Source organism: Enterococcus sp. DIV1083b (assembly GCF_051713705.1).
Lineage (GTDB): Bacteria > Bacillota > Bacilli > Lactobacillales > Enterococcaceae > Enterococcus_D > Enterococcus_D casseliflavus.
The window spans coordinates 47,523-63,827 of sequence record NZ_JBIOQJ010000002.1 but is presented as its reverse complement, the minus strand read 5'-3'; the positions used below and the strand labels follow the sequence as shown (position 1 = coordinate 63,827).

15 protein-coding genes and 1 pseudogene are annotated in these 16,305 nt (G+C 35.2%); 7 read left to right on the top strand and 9 right to left on the bottom strand.

What is annotated here, in order from left to right:
- The first annotated feature begins 67 nt into the window (after window positions 1-67).
- The 6 genes from arsB (IGI69_RS16995) to IGI69_RS16970 all read left to right on the top strand — a co-directional run bounded on the left by arsB (IGI69_RS16995) (window position 68) and on the right by IGI69_RS16970 (window position 5,906).
- The gene (arsB, locus tag IGI69_RS16995) at window positions 68-1,147 is read left to right on the top strand and encodes an ACR3 family arsenite efflux transporter (RefSeq protein ID WP_221180421.1); all 1,080 of its coding nucleotides are present in this window, start codon (window positions 68-70) and stop codon (window positions 1,145-1,147) included.
- 29 nt (window positions 1,148-1,176) lie between these two features.
- Complete coding sequence (arsB, locus tag IGI69_RS16990) at window positions 1,177-2,232, top strand: arsenite efflux transporter membrane subunit ArsB (protein WP_003744449.1); 1,056 nt, start codon at window positions 1,177-1,179, stop codon at window positions 2,230-2,232.
- A gap of 20 nt (window positions 2,233-2,252) precedes the next feature.
- Window positions 2,253-3,926, top strand: coding sequence for an FAD-dependent oxidoreductase (locus tag IGI69_RS16985; RefSeq protein WP_002333375.1), 1,674 nt, complete (start codon window positions 2,253-2,255; stop codon window positions 3,924-3,926).
- 24 nt (window positions 3,927-3,950) lie between these two features.
- Entirely contained in the window at window positions 3,951-4,130 is a 180-nt protein-coding gene (locus tag IGI69_RS16980; protein WP_002333374.1) for a hypothetical protein, read from the top strand.
- A gap of 77 nt (window positions 4,131-4,207) precedes the next feature.
- The gene (locus IGI69_RS16975; RefSeq protein WP_002372158.1) at window positions 4,208-5,143 is read left to right on the top strand and encodes an ABC transporter ATP-binding protein; all 936 of its coding nucleotides are present in this window, start codon (window positions 4,208-4,210) and stop codon (window positions 5,141-5,143) included.
- The gene (locus tag IGI69_RS16970) at window positions 5,136-5,906 is read left to right on the top strand and encodes an ABC transporter permease (RefSeq protein ID WP_002415744.1); all 771 of its coding nucleotides are present in this window, start codon (window positions 5,136-5,138) and stop codon (window positions 5,904-5,906) included. Before IGI69_RS16975 ends, IGI69_RS16970 begins: the two co-directional genes overlap by 8 nt.
- Window positions 5,907-6,018: 112 nt before the next feature.
- Here the strand turns inward: IGI69_RS16970 and IGI69_RS16965 are convergent, their stop codons facing one another.
- From IGI69_RS16965 to IGI69_RS16940, 6 genes are all read right to left on the bottom strand, one after another.
- A complete protein-coding gene (locus IGI69_RS16965) occupies window positions 6,019-6,261 on the bottom strand; it encodes a CHAP domain-containing protein (protein WP_104872791.1) in 243 nt (80 codons plus the stop codon).
- Window positions 6,262-6,300: 39 nt separating this feature from the next.
- Complete coding sequence (locus IGI69_RS16960) at window positions 6,301-6,981, bottom strand: IS6-like element IS1216 family transposase (RefSeq protein ID WP_185953094.1); 681 nt, start codon at window positions 6,979-6,981, stop codon at window positions 6,301-6,303.
- 347 nt (window positions 6,982-7,328) lie between these two features.
- Window positions 7,329-8,009 (bottom strand): IS6 family transposase, encoded by a 681-nt coding sequence (locus IGI69_RS16955; RefSeq protein WP_438741594.1) that lies wholly within the window; start codon window positions 8,007-8,009, stop codon window positions 7,329-7,331.
- Between the two features lie 101 nt (window positions 8,010-8,110).
- Window positions 8,111-8,947, bottom strand: coding sequence for a PRD domain-containing protein (locus IGI69_RS16950; protein WP_438741592.1), 837 nt, complete (start codon window positions 8,945-8,947; stop codon window positions 8,111-8,113).
- A 17-nt stretch (window positions 8,948-8,964) separates the two neighbouring features.
- A complete protein-coding gene (locus tag IGI69_RS16945) occupies window positions 8,965-10,374 on the bottom strand; it encodes a glycoside hydrolase family 1 protein (RefSeq protein ID WP_438741590.1) in 1,410 nt (469 codons plus the stop codon).
- A gap of 13 nt (window positions 10,375-10,387) precedes the next feature.
- A complete protein-coding gene (locus tag IGI69_RS16940; RefSeq protein WP_438741588.1) occupies window positions 10,388-12,211 on the bottom strand; it encodes a beta-glucoside-specific PTS transporter subunit IIABC in 1,824 nt (607 codons plus the stop codon).
- 722 nt (window positions 12,212-12,933) lie between these two features.
- On the opposite strand from IGI69_RS16940, the pseudogene IGI69_RS16935 reads away from it, so the two are divergent.
- Window positions 12,934-13,523 (top strand): annotated as a pseudogene (locus IGI69_RS16935) (IS30 family transposase); the annotation flags it as partial.
- 105 nt (window positions 13,524-13,628) lie between these two features.
- Here IGI69_RS16935 and IGI69_RS16930 read toward each other — a convergent pair.
- The 3 genes from IGI69_RS16930 to IGI69_RS16920 are packed head-to-tail and all read right to left on the bottom strand — an operon-like array spanning window position 13,629 to window position 16,278.
- Window positions 13,629-14,453, bottom strand: a complete 825-nt coding sequence (locus IGI69_RS16930) for an S-4TM family putative pore-forming effector (protein WP_438741586.1) — start codon at window positions 14,451-14,453, stop codon at window positions 13,629-13,631.
- On the bottom strand, window positions 14,450-15,112 hold the full coding sequence (locus tag IGI69_RS16925) for an SEC-C metal-binding domain-containing protein (protein ID WP_438741584.1): 663 nt from the start codon (window positions 15,110-15,112) through the stop codon (window positions 14,450-14,452). The genes IGI69_RS16930 and IGI69_RS16925 overlap by 4 nt, the downstream gene beginning before the upstream one ends.
- Window positions 15,112-16,278: a nucleotidyltransferase domain-containing protein gene (locus IGI69_RS16920; RefSeq protein WP_311948925.1), complete on the bottom strand. Its 1,167-nt coding sequence runs from the start codon at window positions 16,276-16,278 to the stop codon at window positions 15,112-15,114. The genes IGI69_RS16925 and IGI69_RS16920 overlap by 1 nt, the downstream gene beginning before the upstream one ends.
- Window positions 16,279-16,305 lie beyond the last annotated feature (27 nt).

Here is a 16,305-nt window from a genome sequence, read left to right as displayed (position 1 = left end):
TTTTTTATTGATAGATAGAAATTTTTCTATCTATCATGCACTTATTTGAATTTTATGATGGAGGAAGATGATGATGGAAAAAGAAGAACAAAAAGGATTGGGAATATTTGAAAAATATTTAACGCTTTGGGTGGCTTTGTGTATGGTTACGGGTGTTTTAATTGGGAAATATTTGCCAGCTGTTCCAGCAACTTTAGGGAAATTCGAGTATTATCAAGTATCTATTCCAACAGCAATCTTAATTTGGTTGATGATCTATCCGATGATGTTGAAAATAGATTTTACTAGTATTGTTAATGCAGCTAAGAAACCTAAAGGTCTGATTGTAACCTGTACAGTGAATTGGTTAATTAAACCATTTACAATGTACGCCATTTCAGCTTTTTTCTTTTTCGTTGTATTTAAAGGGATTATCCCAAATGATTTAGCCAAAGAATATGTCGCAGGAGCTGTATTGTTAGGTGCGGCACCTTGTACTGCAATGGTCTTTGTTTGGAGTTACTTAACTAAAGGAGATCCAGCTTATACATTGGTTCAAGTTGCGATTAATGATTTAATTATTTTAGTGTTGTATGCGCCAATCGTTGCTATTTTATTAGGTGTTGGAAATGTAGCTGTTCCAATTAATACGTTGATCTTATCGACTGTTTTATTCGTAGTGATTCCACTTCTTTTAGGTGTTGTCACTCGAACAGTCATTATAAAAAATAAAGGACTTCATTATTTTGAAACAGTCTTTCTAAAGAAATTTGATAAGGTTACAATTATTGGGTTGCTTTTAACGCTAGTGATTATTTTTTCTTTCCAAGGTGAAAGAATCTTGAATAATCCACTGCACATTCTTTTAATTGCAATTCCGCTAACCATTCAAACACTATTGATTTTTGCTATTGCGTATACATGGGCGCGCTTTTGGAAGTTGCCTCATTCGATTGCTGCTCCGGCAGGCATGGTTGGAGCTAGTAATTTCTTTGAATTATCTGTAGCAGTAGCCATCTCACTATTTGGTTTACAGTCAGGGGCAACATTAGCAACAGTAGTGGGCGTATTAGTTGAAGTACCAGTCATGTTGCTATTAGTTAAAGTTGCGAATAGTACAGTTGGATGGTTTCAAAAAAATGAGTTACCTCAATCGTTAAGAAGCTAGTTTAAGAAGACTAAATTTATTACTTGGAGATGTTGATTGTGGCAGGTGTAACAAAAAAATTATCATTATTAGATCGTTATTTAACCCTCTGGATTTTTCTTGCAATGGGTTTTGGGATTGGATTAGGTTATTTTGTACCAGAGGTTGTGACAGGAATAAATAAACTGGAAGTTGGAACAACTTCTATACCTATTGCGATAGGCTTGATATTAATGATGTATCCACCGTTAGCTAAGGTGAAATATGAAGAGATGTGGCGTGTCTTTAAAGATTGGAAGGTTTTATTATTATCACTTTTCCAAAACTGGATTGTCGGTCCCATTTTAATGTTTATTTTAGCTGTTGTCTTTTTACATGATTATCCTGAGTATATGGTAGGGTTAATTATGATTGGTCTGGCTCGTTGTATTGCAATGGTGATTGTGTGGAGTAACTTAGCTCAAGCGGACAATGAGTATACGGCAGGATTAGTGGCGTTCAATTCCATTTTTCAAATTATCTTTTATTCAGTGTTTGCCTATATTTTTGTGACAGTTATTCCGGGATGGTTAGGCTTAGAAACGCATGCTGTTTCAATTGGAATGGGTGAGATTGCAACAAGTGTTTTCATTTATTTAGGTATTCCTTTCATTGCAGGCTTTTTATCTCGTTGGATTCTAATAAAGAAAAAAGGAAAGAAATGGTATGAAGAAAAATTCATTCCTAAGATTAGTCCAATTACATTGGTTGCCTTATTATTTACAATTGTTGTGATGTTCTCCGTTAAAGGAGAAAAAGTCATTGAACTTCCAATGGATGTAGTAAGGATTGCCATTCCATTACTCATTTATTTTGTCCTTATGTTCTTTGTTTCATTCTTTATTTCTAAACGTATGGGAACCAGTTATCCAATTGCAGCTTCATTATCGTTTACCGCAGCGAGCAATAATTTTGAATTAGCAATTGCGGTAGCAGTTGGCGTATTTGGTATTAATTCAGGGGAAGCCTTTGCAGCAGTAATTGGTCCACTAGTGGAAGTTCCGGTTTTGATTGGTTTAGTAAATGTAGCATTGAAATTTAAGCAAAAATATTTTAAGCAAACTTAAAAAAGGAATGAGGCATCTTTATGAAAATTGTGATTATTGGTTCAGTAGCAGCTGGGACAAGTGTGGCTGCAAAGGCTAGACGAAATACAGAGGAAGCAGAGATTGTTGTCTATGACCAAGATAAGGATATTTCCTATTCAATTTGTGGGATTCCTTATTATATAGGGGAGGAAGTTGAAGAGTTAGATAAGTTGACCCCTAGAAATGCTGCATGGTTTAAGAAGCGCTATAATGTAGATATTTTTACAGAGCATCGAGTGACAGCTATTCATCCTGAAACTCGAACGCTTGAGGTTGAGAATCTTCAAACAAAGGAGAAGAAAACCGAATCCTATGATGAATTGGTTTTAGCAACAGGAGCCAAACCGATTGTGCCAGAGATTTTTAAAGCACAACAAGCCAATAGAAATCTTTTTCGTGTTCGTAATATTCAAGATGCTGCTGCAATTCACTCATTTATTGAAAAAGAAAAGCCGCAACAAGCCACAATTATTGGTGCAGGCTTTATTGGATTAGAAATGGCAGAGCAATTGGTTCATAAAGGAATAGAGGTAACTATTATTCAACGTGGCAATCAAGTCATGAAACAAATGGATGCTGATATGGCTTATCGTGTCCAAAAGGAGCTTGAAAAAAATCATGTTAAGCTTCAATTGAATACAACGATCACAAAAGTAATGGAGAAGGATGGCTACATTACTGAATTAGCAACCAATCAAGAGCAAACAATCAAATCGGATTTAGTCATTCTTGCAGCTGGTGTTACTCCGAATACTTCACTTATTCAATCGACAACTATTCAATTGGGAAAATCTGGTGCGATTAAAGTGAATAAGAAAATGCAGACAACGGTACCACATATTTATGCGGTAGGAGATGTTGCTGAGAGCTATTCTGTCATTACAGATAAACCAATATATCGCCCACTTGGATCAACTGCTAATAAGATGGGTAGAATTGCTGGTGATATCATCACAGGAGGAACACTGGAACATCGTGGTATTTTAGGAACTGGTATTGTTCGAGTTTTTGATTTAGCGGTTGCATATACTGGTTTAACAGAAAAAGAAGCTAAATTAGAAGGATTAGAGACAGCTATTCTTTATAATATTAAGCCAGATCATGCGGACTACTTAGGTGGAAAAGAGCTGACAATCAAAGCTTTAGCAGATAAAAGTAGCGGGAGAATTCTTGGAGCTCAGATTATTGGAGAGCAAGGTGTAGATAAACGAATTGACGTAATTGCCACTGCAATTTCATTTGGTGCAGTAGCAGAAGATTTGTTCCATTTAGATCTTGCTTATGCACCACCATTTGCGACAACGAAAGACCCCGTTCTTTATACTGGAATGGCGTTAGATAATGCAATAAGCAATGGAACACCTTTAATGACCCCAACTGAATTGATTGAGCGACAAGCAAGTGGAGAACAACTGCAAATTATTGATACTCGTTCCAAAAAACAATATGAAATTTCTTGTGTTAAAGGGGCTATCCATATTCCATTAGCAGAAATACGTGATAGAGTGGCGGAGCTAGATAAAAATGTAACAACAATCACGTATTGTAATAAGGGCGTAACTGGAAATGCTGCTCAAAATATCCTGTTAAACGAAGGATTTAAAGAAGTCTATAATTTATCTGGAGGAAATAAAAATTACCAGATAATTGCCCAAATGCTCGCCTCTAACTGATTTAATGATGAAGGGATTAAATAGATGACAGAAGAAAAAAGAGCGTTGGCAAGACTTGCTGGTATCTTGGGAGCTTTCCTCGCTGCCAAACTATTAAACTATCAAATAAATGTTGGTATATTTGTAAATTTTGTTATAATTGTTGTGGTTCTATATGTTTTAGCTAAAAAAAGAGAATCTAAAGCTAAAGAAGACAAAAAATAGTTTGTCGCAAATGCAGTTGCACCTTGACTGCATTTGTTTTTTGACAAAAGAAATATAAGTAAGGAGGTAATGAGTAAATAAGCTATGCACTAGATTTAAAAGGCTTAAAAAAAGTATATGCGACCGGTGTTGAGGCGCTGCGTGGTATTGATTTAACTGTAGAAGAAGGAGATTTTTACGCACTGCTAGGTCCAAACGGTGCTGGAAAATCAACAACAATTGGAATTATTACCTCACTTGTTAATAAGACTGCTGGTCAAGTGAAGGTTTTTGATTATGATATTGATAATGATTTAGAGCGAGCAAAGCAACAGATTGGTCTTGTGCCGCAGGAATTTAATTTTAATCCGTTTGAAACGGTTCAACAAATTGTAGTAAATCAAGCAGGATATTATGGTGTCTCAAGAAAAGAGGCACTGAAACGTAGTGAAAAGTATTTGAAGCAGTCCAATTTATGGGAGAAAAGAAACGTTCGTGCCCGTATGTTATCTGGAGGGATGAAACGAAGACTTATGATAGCTCGAGCATTAATGCACGAGCCACGTCTGCTAATTCTTGATGAACCAACTGCTGGAGTGGACATTGAGCTTAGAAGAGAAATGTGGGCATTTTTAAAAGAGTTAAATGAAAGTGGCACAACAATCATTCTTACAACTCATTATTTAGAAGAAGCAGAGATGCTTTGTCGTAACATTGGAATTATTCAATCAGGTGAGCTAATTGAGAATACAAGTATGAAAGCACTTCTATCAAAACTACAATATGAGACTTTCATTTTTGATTTAGATAGCTACGACAAAAAGCCTGTGATAAAAGGTTATAAGCACTTTTTTGAAGATGATCTAACACTTGCTATAGAAGTTGAACGAAATCAGGGAGTTAATAATATTTTTGAGCAGCTCAATCAGCAAAATATCAAGGTTCTTTCTATGCGCAATAAATCAAATAGATTGGAAGAGTTGTTCTTAAAAATTACCGAAGACAAACATCAAAAGGAGGAGAAAAATGTTTAGTATCTACTTTACAGCACTTAAAAGCTTAGCAGTTAAGGAAACCAACCGTTACCTACGGATATGGGTACAAACTTTAGTGCCTCCTGTTATTACGACCTCATTATATTTTGTTATTTTTGGAAAAATGATTGGTGGTCGTATTGGTGATATGGGCGGCTTCTCCTATATGGAATTTATTGTACCAGGTTTAATTATGATGTCTGCAATCACAAGTTCTTACGCAAATGTTTCTTCATCTTTCTTTTCTCAAAAATTCCAAAAGAATATTGAAGAGCTATTAGTTGCACCTGTACCCACACATGTTATTATTTGGGGATTTGTTATTGGTGGACTGGGTAGGAGTATCTTAGTTGGGACATTGGTTACAGTCATTTCTCTATTTTTTGTTCCACTTCATGTTTATTCATGGTTTATTGTGGTGATTACATTATTGATGACTGCAATTTTATTTTCATTAGCAGGCTTAATTAATGGTGTTTTTGCACAATCTTATGATGATGTTTCAATTGTACCAACATTTGTTTTACAGCCATTAACTTATTTAGGTGGTGTATTTTACGCCATTTCAATGTTGCCGCCATTCTGGCAGGCAGTATCGAAAATTAATCCAATTGTTTATATGATTTCAGGATTTCGTTATGGATTTCTTGGAACGACAGATGTACCAATTATGGTTTCAATTACAATATTAATCCTTTTTATCATCGTTCTTTATGCAATTTGTTATTATTTAGTAGATAAAGGAAAGGGATTAAGAAGTTAATAATTAAAAGACAGTTATTAGAATTAGCTCTTACCTCTAACATATTTGTGGAGATAAGAGCTTTTTTATTTTATTTCATGAAGATTGTATTTTAATGTATCAAAGAATTTGATTATGGTGTCCCATATCCCATGATATAAGGACTGTTTTTTTCATAACTTAGTTTAGCAATTTTGTCTCCTGAATTACCTTCAATTGTGTAAACAATGTTATTTTCTACTTTCTCAACAATTCCTACATGGTCGCTAACAGAATCACCATCCCAGTCAAAAAAGATGATATTACCACTTTTAGGCAAATTACCTTTTCCCAACCACTGATTTTTAGCTTTAAAATTTTCGGTTCTGTTGCACAGTTTTAAATAAAGAATAAAATCCCTTACGGTATCTATGATTTAAGCTGGGATTCCCAATAATACCTTGATTTCAGTACAGACCGAAAACCCGAAGAGAGTGCCTTCTTTTCGGGTTTTCTTATGTAATCCTCGAATGGCTTCCATGCCTTTAATCGTGGTAGAGGCAGTGCGTAAACTTCGATAGAATTTATTGCGTCTCTTTACTGGACGATGGTCTTGTTCAATCAAATTATTCAGGTATTTAATGGTACGATGTTCTGTCCCTTGATAAAAGCCGTATTCTTTTAGTTTCTTAAAGGCACTTGTAATAGAGGGGGCTTTATCTGTGACTACAACCTTCGGTTCATCAAACTGCTTCACTAACCGCTTAAGAAAAGCATAGGCTGCTTGTGTGTCCCGTTTTTTACGTAACCAAATATCCAAGGTTAAACCATCTGCATCGATGGCTCGATACAAATAATGCCATTTTCCTTTAATTTTGATGTACGTTTCATCCATTTTCCATGAATAAAAGGATTTTTTATTTTTCTTTTTCCAAATTTGATAGAGTAGTTTGCCATATTCTTGCACCCAACGATAAATCGTCGTATGAGAAACGTTAATGCCACGATCATATAAGATTTCTTGAACTTCACGATAGCTAAGGTTATAACGAAGATAGTAGCCCACGGCTACAATAATCACATCCTGCTGAAATTGCTTTCCTTTAAAAGGATTCATCGTCATTCCTCCTGCTATCTTTTTCTATTATTCTACCTTATTTGATAGTAGATTTAAAACTTTGCAACAGAACCAATAAGGTTATAGTTAACATAAATATTTAGCACGTATATAACAGTTTGATTTTAAGCTGTTTAACATCTAAATCTTTGCATAATATATCTTATGTAAACTAATATTTATATTTAAATTATTTTAAGAAAACATTAGTATTTTAAAGCTTTTTAGATTAAAATATACTTGAGGCTTAATAGTATTGTCCCTAGTAAAAAAATGGAGGTAATATAATGGCAGGTTCTGTTGCAAAGTTTTAAATAAAGAATAAAATCCCTTACGGTATCTATGATTTAAGCTGGGATTCCCAATAATACCTTGATTTCAGTACAGACCGAAAACCCGAAGAGAGTGCCTTCTTTTCGGTTTTTCTTATATAATCCTCGGATGGCTTCCATGCCTTTAATCGTGGTAGAGGCAGTGCGTAAACTTCGATAGAATTTATTGCGTCTCTTTACTGGACGATGGTCTTGTTCAATCAAATTATTCAGGTATTTAATGGTACGATGTTCTGTCCCTTGATAAAAGCCGTATTCTTTTAGTTTCTTAAAGGCACTTGTAATAGAGGGGGCTTTATCTGTGACTAGAACCTTCGGTTCATCAAACTGCTTCACTAACCGCTTAAGAAAAGCATAGGCTGCTTGTGTGTCCCGTTTTTTACGTAACCAAATATCCAAGGTTAAACCATCTGCATCGATGGCTCGATACAAATAATGCCATTTCCCTTTGATTTTAATATAGGTCTCATCCATCTTCCACGAATAGAAGGATTGTTTATTTTTCTTTTTCCAAATAGTGTAAAGTAGTTTGCCATATTCCTGTACCCAGCGGTAGATGGTGGTGTGAGAAACGTTAATGCCACGGTCATATAGGATTTCTTGGACGTCACGATAGCTAAGATTATACCGAAGGTAGTAGCCTACGGCTACAATAATCACATCCTGCTGAAATTGCTTTCCTTTAAAATGACTCATCGTCATTCCTCCAAGCTATCTTTTCCATTCATTTTACCTTAAAATCAGTTTATCAGAAAACTTTGCAACAGAACCTATTGTGCAGCCGATATTTTCTTCATTCAGTACACCCTTGAAATATGCAGTGTTAGATAAAGCAGTTCGTCCTGATTTGCTGAGGCACCTATCTCTTCTTGAACGTACTCCTTGATTTTCAAGGCCGCCCGATACTCTTTCGGAAAACGCTGCTTCACTGAAGCCAGCAAAAAATCATCCTTCCCCGGCAACTCTTCCTTCTTAATCATTCGGGCAATAAAAAACTGTAAATGCGTCACAAATCTTAAGTAAAGCATCGAATCTTTATCAACCTTTTTTTCGGGAAACAGATATCCTAGCATAGCCAAGATATCCTTTAGTGCTCTTACCGAGAGCATGGTTTCTTCCATATTTGCTTGTTCACTTTGGGCATTTACAATGTGAAACGCAATGTTTCCAGCCTCCTCTTCTGGCAACTGAACATTCATTTTTTTGTTGATCAATTGGATAGCATAGCAGCCGATCTCAAATTCTTTTGGATAATACTTTTGAATTTCAATCAGCAGGCGATTTTGAAAAACAATGCCTTTTTGACTGCGTTCAATGGCATGCTTCAAGTGATCAACCAAGGTAAAAAATAGACTTTTATTCAGCTTAAAGTCAAACTTGGCGTTGGCATAATCGATAATTCGCTTGACGCAAATAATTAGATCATCCGGAGCAGCCTCAAACAGTTTAATGTAATCCTTTTTTAGAGCATCAGAAAGTGAATCTAATTTAAATACTTTTTGGATTTTGTCAGCCGGAACCAAATCGCCTTTCTTTAGTTGAAATCCAATCCCTTTCCCCATCAAAATTACTTCTTTGCCTTGCTTATCTAAGCAAAGAATTAAACTGTTGTTTAACGTTTTAATTACTCTCATTAGATTCACCGTTCTCTCTAAGCTAAGCCATTTCTTGCGATTACTTTTTGATACCAAAAGAAGCTTTCTTTTTTTATTCGTTTTAATTCTTTAAGATTCTCATCGGTTCGGTCAACATATATAAAACCATAACGCTTATTGAAGCCTTGATGGGTACTAACAACATCAATCGCTGACCAAGGTAAATAACCAAAAACATCTACACCATCTGTTAAAGCTGCTTGAATAGCCAGAATATGTTTGGCTAGATAATCAATTCGATCCTGGTCATTAATTCGTCTATCTTCCTCAACTATGTCGGGTGCCCCATAGCCATTTTCAGTAATTAAAATAGGTAAATCATAGCGATCGTACAATTTCCTCAATGTTAATCGTAGTCCAGTAGGGTCAACTACCCAGCCATATGGCGTTTTATCTACATAAGGATTTTCAGCTGCCCGGTAGACACCTTCTTCTCCCAACATGATCTGTTGATCCCCCGCTCTAGCGGAAACATCTGATCCGTCATTTTTGCTGGCAGCGATGGTGGCAGTTGAATAATAATTAATCGCAATAAAATCGGGTTTACCGGAGGATAAAATTGCCTGATCCTCTGCCTCAATTTTAGGATATAATCCACGATCATTCAAATAGTTTTCAAACAAATAATTGTATTTTCCCCGAACTGCTGCATCTAAGAAAGACCAGCCTCTCAATGTTTCCCAATTATGGGCTGCAATTGCATCTTCTGGACTGGAGGTAGCTTGATACATAGCCGTTAAATTGATTGCTGGACCGATTTTTCCTTTAAGATTCAACTGATGATACAAGTGAATTACTCTAGCTTGAGCTAATAAAACATGGTGATTAATTTGAAAGAGTTCTTTTTTTGAAGGCAGCTCTCCACTTGGTGGCAAACCAATCGCTCCAGGATGAAGGATCATCGTGTTTTGCTCATTAATTGTCAGCCAATAGTTCACCTTGTCACCATACTCAGTAAGCAATATCTGTACATAGTCCACAAAATAATCGATAGTTGCTCGATTTAACCAACCGCCCTGCTCCTCTAGAAAATAAGGTAAATCGAAATGGTACATGGTGACAATCGGTTCGATTCCCTGATTCAGGCATTCATCAATTACTTGATGATAAAAAGAAATTCCCTTTTGATTGGTTTTATTATTTTCAATATCCATAATTCGCGTCCAAGCGATGGAAAAGCGAAAAGCTTTTAAGCCTAATTCTTTAAACAGCTGTATATCTTCTTTATAGTGATGGTAAAAATCCGAGGCAACTTCAAAATTAGCTACCCCTTCTGTATGCTGATACTTGTCAATAATAGACGGTTGTTTCCCATCCTCCTGATAGGCACCCTCTGCCTGGTAGGCACTAATGGAGGCACCCCATAAAAACTTCTCTGGAAATGCTGAAAGCTGTTTGTATTGCAAAAAAATCCTCTCCTTAACTAATTTGCATCAATGGTTCGTGTTCCTTTAAGCTTCCGCTTGCTTCACTAATTCCTGCGTAATTTTCACTGTTGGTCACTACCACAATCACTGTATCATCGTAGCCAGCGTTTCTAATGGCAGCGAAATCGGCGTTGATTAATAATTGTCCTGCTGACACCTGATCTCCTGCTTTTACAAATACTTCAAAGGGTTCCCCTTTTAAATTCACGGTGTCGATCCCCACATGGATCAATAATTCAATACCTTCTTTAGAACGTAGACCAATCGCATGTTTAGATTCTAAAATAGTAATGATTTCTCCCTCAACAGGTGAATAAATGCTGTTTTCTTCTGGATGAATGGCTACGCCCTTTCCCAATAGTCCCTTAGAAAAGACAGCATCGTTCACTTCAGAAATAGGACACACGGTTCCTTTTACCGGATTTTCAACAATGACTGCTTCGGCTATTGCCGTTTGCTCTGATTCATCAGAAGTATCGTCAAATCCAATTAGATAAGCAATGATAAAGGTTGCAACAAAGGCGATTACACACGTAATAATTGCGTGAACAATATTCATTGGATTTTCTCCAATAAAGGCTGGTAAGGCTGCTAAGCCAGGGGAAACAAAGGCATATCTGACTAAACCGCTCAAGCCAGCATACAAACCAGCAATTGCACCACCAATCATGGAAGCAACTAATGGTTTTTTCAGCTTCAAGGTTACTCCATAGAGTGAAGGCTCAGTAATTCCCATTAAAGCAGTGATCCCAGTGGACACAGCTAGCTGCTTCAACTCTTTGTTTTTAGTTTTCGCGGCTACAGCAAAGGTAGCACCTGATTGAGCAATATTAGAAGCCAGCATTCCTGGCCCATTGATCATTTCAGAACCCGTACTGCTCAATTGCATAGTAGCGATTGGCGTCATTGCCCAAGCTGTACCCGTAACCACCAAAAATGGCTGCAAACCACCCATCAAAAATGGAATTAACCAAGCTGCTTTGCCGTTAATCCATTCAGCCCCCATTGCTATAAGATCGTTCAGCAACGTTCCAAACGGTCCAATGACAACCAACGCTAAAGGCCCCATAATTAAAAATACCAGCATCGGCTTAGTAAAGAATTTAATAAACGAAGGCGAAATTCGATCCGCAAAGGGCTCTACATAGGACATGATCCAAACAGTAAAGATAATCGGTAAAACTGATCCCGCATAATCTGCAGCTAATACCGGAATTCCTAGAAAAGAAACGGCATCACCAGTAGAAAAAAGCTGTGAAATATTTGGATGAAGCAAAATGCCAGCAACAGTAATCGCCAAAATTGGGTTGACATCAAACTTTATGGCTGCCCCATAGGCTAAGAGTACTGGCATAAAATAAAAGGCTGCATCAGCAATAGTATTCAAAATGATGTAAGTTTGACTACTGTCTGATAGTACACCAGTCAAAGTCAAGACGGCCAAAATGGCTTTTACCATCCCGGCACCTGTTATAGCTGGAATCATCGGTGTAAAGGTGGTAGAAATGACACTAATCAATCTTGAAATAATACTTTCTTGATTGTCTGAAGAGGGGCCCTTTTTAATTGAAGTTCCCACTTCCTTTTGAATTTCCTTGAAGGCTGTTTGGACTTCATTGCCAATCACCACTTGGTATTGTCCACCGCTATCCACCACACTAATTACACCAAGTGTTTTTTCTAAGGCTTTCGTATCGGCTTTCCTTTTATCTTTGAGTTCAAAACGCAGTCTGGTGGCACAATGGGTTAAGCTGACCACATTTTCTTTTCCCCCAACCTGTTGCAATACATTTCTTCCTACTTCTCTGTAATCCATTATTCTCTCTCCTTAAAGCAGTAAAAAAGACCAAGTCAAACCACGCCCCAATCAACATTGAAGTGTTAGTTTGTCTTGGTCTTGCCTGCATAATCAGTAACATGCCAATAACGTTATTTTGCTGTAATCCAATAATAGCACATTATGATAGCGCAATCAACAGGGAATTTAATTTTTTATCTTTTCGTTTGACCGTATAGGGTAATATAACAGTTAGATCACATCGACTAAGGTATATCTGCGTATACTTACTGCTAAAATAAGTATATCTAATATTAACTATACCAGTAAAACCATTCCTACATAACCAACGGGAAATTCCCAAAATCGCGAAAGCATCAAAAATGCATATAACGGATCACACAACTTCAACAATTCTGCTCTTGGGAAAAATTGATGAATTTGGTGAGTAAAGGATGGAATAAACAGCATTCCAACAATATAGGCAACAATAGTGATACTTGTTTTTTTGGTAAAAATCAGTAAGCAATAGCCAATTTCAATCATTCCGAGATATAAAGGTATCGATAGAATGATTTGGGCTAGTATTCTTAAAAATTAACTAGCAAATGTTTAAACTGATTTATTTCTAATCTACATGTAGTAAGTATTTCAATTCCACCAATTATCAATAAAAATACCAAACATATCCATAATAATTTTTTCTTTTTCATTTCTTTTATATTGTATTAATTGTCTAACTTAATTTGACAATTAATACAATGAAAGGGAAAAGAAAACCAAGCGGACATAAGGAAAAAAGAGGAAAACAAACTTTTCGCCGTTCGATTCAGGATAGAACAACTGATTATATAGAGTTCAATCATGAGTTTGGTCACCTAGAAGGTGACACCATTGTCGGTGGAAAACATAAAAGTGCGGTGATCACGTTAGTTGAGCGATTATCTAAAGTGATCATCACCTTGAAACCCGCTGGTAGGCAAGCTATAGATATTGAGAATAGACTGAATCAATGGTTTCAATCTGTACCGAAACACTTGTTTAAATCCATCACATTTGATTGTGGAAAAGAGTTCTCGAATTGGAAAAAGATTAGTAATAGCAATGATATTTCGATTTATTTCGCTGATCCAGGAACACCTTCTCAACGAGGACTAAATGAACATTCGAATGGCTTATTACGTAAAGATGGCTTATATAAAGCTATGGATTTTAATGAGGTATCCGAAACCTTTATCCAATCGGTGCATCAAAACGAAATCATATTCCTAGAAAATCATTACACTATCGCACACCATTGGAAGTATTTTTGAGTTACGTAGGTAAAGATGATTTGTCTAGCTTAATTTGACAACCGAAAATATTAAAAACCTTAAAGTGTAAGCGGTAACTTAGTTGTTAATAATTTAGCTATCACTCCTTAGAAAGTGATAGCTAAATTTAATGGATTTTTCAATTATTTAAACGTAAATCGTTCATTTATAATTTTGGTTATGTTTGATTTAGTTAGAAAATAAATCCACGATGGGCTAACTCCGGAAATTTGTCTTTTCATATACATTAGATTTTGCGACTCTTTCAAATCCTCTTCACTCTTAGACGAACTAATCCTGATATTCAAGGCCTTGTTTAACTCATTATTTCTAAATAGTTTTTGTATGGTTATGATTATTTTTTTTGTTAAGCTAGACATCAGAAGGAATAACGTCTTCAAGTATTCGCTTATCGACAAGTCCTTAAAAACAAATAGCGAAATAATAAAAATAACCACAAATATACCGACTAATTTTGAATTTATGTGTTTGTCATAATTAATACTTTCTAACATTGCATTTTTTATTGCTTCTTGTTCTTCAGTTTCCTCATTAACAACTTCATACCAATTCTTAACTCCTCTTGGATTTTCATTACCAGTATTTTTCATTTGTATTTCAAATTTTTCTTTATTTCTTATTCTTATTTTTTCAGTATCCGTGAATGTTTTTTCTGTGATCTCATCAGTCCATCCAAATACATATTCATCAAAAACTTGTTTGAATGTTGCCCCTGCAGCAGTATACTTAGCAATATAGTTATCTAATAGGAAAGTTAATAAGAACCATATGATCAATAATAAATCTGTAAAGAACGAGTCAGGCCACAAAAATTTGATGCCTATTGTAACAATTAACCCTATCCAATATAAATTGTCTAATATTTCTGCTTTGTTATAACAGATTCTTGCTGCTACTTGGCATCGCAATGCGGCATCACTATTTTGTCTAAAATAGATTGAATTCATATCTGTCCCCTTACCTTCATTAACAGCTCTAAATCTTTCTTTGACTGTTCAAATAATAAGCGAGAAGCTGACAGCTTCTTTAGTATATTATAATGACAATACTTAAACTTTTTATTTGATCCGCAAGGACATTTTAAGTTTTTGTCCTTATTTTTTACTGGGATTAAAGCTAATAAACCTACAATGACAGTTAAATTATGGACGGAAAATATATTCTGATAGCTTTCTAAGATCCCAATATCACCATGGCTTCTTTCCACCAAAGGCATAATACCATACCTAGTAAAATATTCATAAATAGTTAAAAAATCCAAAATCATAGCAAAATATATACTTAAACTATAATCAGGAATTAGTCTTAACCTTAAATCCATTTCTGTTCCTAAACAAAATGAATTGTTAGAGTCGGAGAATAAATGGTGGTATGAAATTATTTTTTTTTCACCATATTCATAGCATTTAGGCAAGGTATGAGGATAATCATTTGGGATTAAAACTGCAATTTTATAATTTAATAGAAACTTCGCATCGTTTATTTGACTAGTGCAACATATAGATAAAATAAATTCAATATGTTGTTTTTCTTCCTTAAAATTTATCAATTCAATTCTTGGCATTTTTTGAATTTGTTCGTATATATATTCCTTAGTTAACTTCATTACCTGCTCCAAGGACTTATTTTTAGAGGATTAACTTTATAAACTGCCTCTGTAACATTGGTATCCCTTAAATTAAAAGAATTATAAAGCAATTCTCTTTTTAAACTGTCACTCATTTCCATTGACCCCTGATTGTTAATCATGTTGTCCAAATCATTAACCCATTTAAAAAAATTCTTAGCAGCATTGCTATTTTCATTCCAAGAACTTAAAATATTATCTAAGCCGTTTGCTGGATTCTTAAGAGACCAATTTTTTCCCTCTAATGATATTATTTCAGCAATTCTGTACCCATTGTCCAAACTTGATTCTATAGTTTTTCCTTTAGTAAATCCCTCAAGCTGCTTAAGTTCCCCTACTACTTGCTTTAATAAAGTAAATTCATCCGAAGAAAAAGTATACTTGTTTGCTATTCTAGCAACAATAGTAGTTATGACAATCGAAGATGGTTTTCCTTCTGCTCTAGATCTTGAAAAATATACATCTCTCAATCTCTTTAAAATTTTAATGACGTTCCTCATCATATTGGAAGCACTATCCTCCGGTAATTCCTCGATAGAAGCTACCAAACTTCTCCCAGCCATATCAGAATAGTTTCTTTCGTATGTTTCTGTTTGTTCTCGAAACCATTGTTTATATCCATTGGGATTATTTGATATCCAGCCAATTCTTTTTTGGGAAACATCGGGTATAGCAATAGAAGTTCCTACGAGATCCACTCTTTTTGTTTCTCTCTCAATTTTACTTATTGTTTCCCTAGATTCTGAAACAGCAGGAATGATATCAATTGAAAAATCAACATCGTCATTCTCAGCATAATTTACTGTAAAACATTTGTCCCAGCGCTTATAGTTATGATATCCACCTTTCTTCAACGCTACCTCAAAAGTATTCATAAGATCTTCTGGAGAAATATTTTTATCTAAATTTTGAACTTCACAAATAACATCAACATCGTAGGATTTGTCTTTATCATTATCAAATGGTCTAATAGCTGTCTTAGTCGCAAAGGATCCCTGAGAATAAAAATTAATTTTAAGTCCAGACTTCTGTTCTATTGATTTACATAAATTAGTGTAAAGTTCCTTTGCTCTTTCACGTTGAGTCTTCGTTAAATCTATTTTTTTCAAAATCTCATTTAATGTTTGATTTTTACTATAGGACATTTTACTACACCTCAAATTTAAGCTTAT

Bases quoted from the DNA above. Each gene is read 5' to 3' on its own strand.
- IGI69_RS16980 (WP_002333374.1), top strand. From the start codon at position 3,951: ATGACAGAAGAAAAAAGAGCGTTGGCAAGACTTGCTGGTATCTTGGGA.
- IGI69_RS16955 (WP_438741594.1), bottom strand. From the start codon at position 8,009: ATGAGTCATTTTAAAGGAAAGCAATTTCAGCAGGATGTGATTATTGTA.
- IGI69_RS16950 (WP_438741592.1), bottom strand. From the start codon at position 8,947: ATGAGAGTAATTAAAACGTTAAACAACAGTTTAATTCTTTGCTTAGAT.
- arsB (WP_003744449.1), top strand. From the start codon at position 1,177: ATGTTGATTGTGGCAGGTGTAACAAAAAAATTATCATTATTAGATCGT.
- IGI69_RS16925 (WP_438741584.1), bottom strand. From the start codon at position 15,112: ATGAAGTTAACTAAGGAATATATATACGAACAAATTCAAAAAATGCCA.
- IGI69_RS16985 (WP_002333375.1), top strand. From the start codon at position 2,253: ATGAAAATTGTGATTATTGGTTCAGTAGCAGCTGGGACAAGTGTGGCT.
- IGI69_RS16930 (WP_438741586.1), bottom strand. From the start codon at position 14,453: ATGAATTCAATCTATTTTAGACAAAATAGTGATGCCGCATTGCGATGC.
- IGI69_RS16920 (WP_311948925.1), bottom strand. From the start codon at position 16,278: ATGTCCTATAGTAAAAATCAAACATTAAATGAGATTTTGAAAAAAATA.
- IGI69_RS16970 (WP_002415744.1), top strand. From the start codon at position 5,136: ATGTTTAGTATCTACTTTACAGCACTTAAAAGCTTAGCAGTTAAGGAA.
- arsB (WP_221180421.1), top strand. From the start codon at position 68: ATGATGATGGAAAAAGAAGAACAAAAAGGATTGGGAATATTTGAAAAA.
- IGI69_RS16940 (WP_438741588.1), bottom strand. From the start codon at position 12,211: ATGGATTACAGAGAAGTAGGAAGAAATGTATTGCAACAGGTTGGGGGA.
- IGI69_RS16960 (WP_185953094.1), bottom strand. From the start codon at position 6,981: ATGAATCCTTTTAAAGGAAAGCAATTTCAGCAGGATGTGATTATTGTA.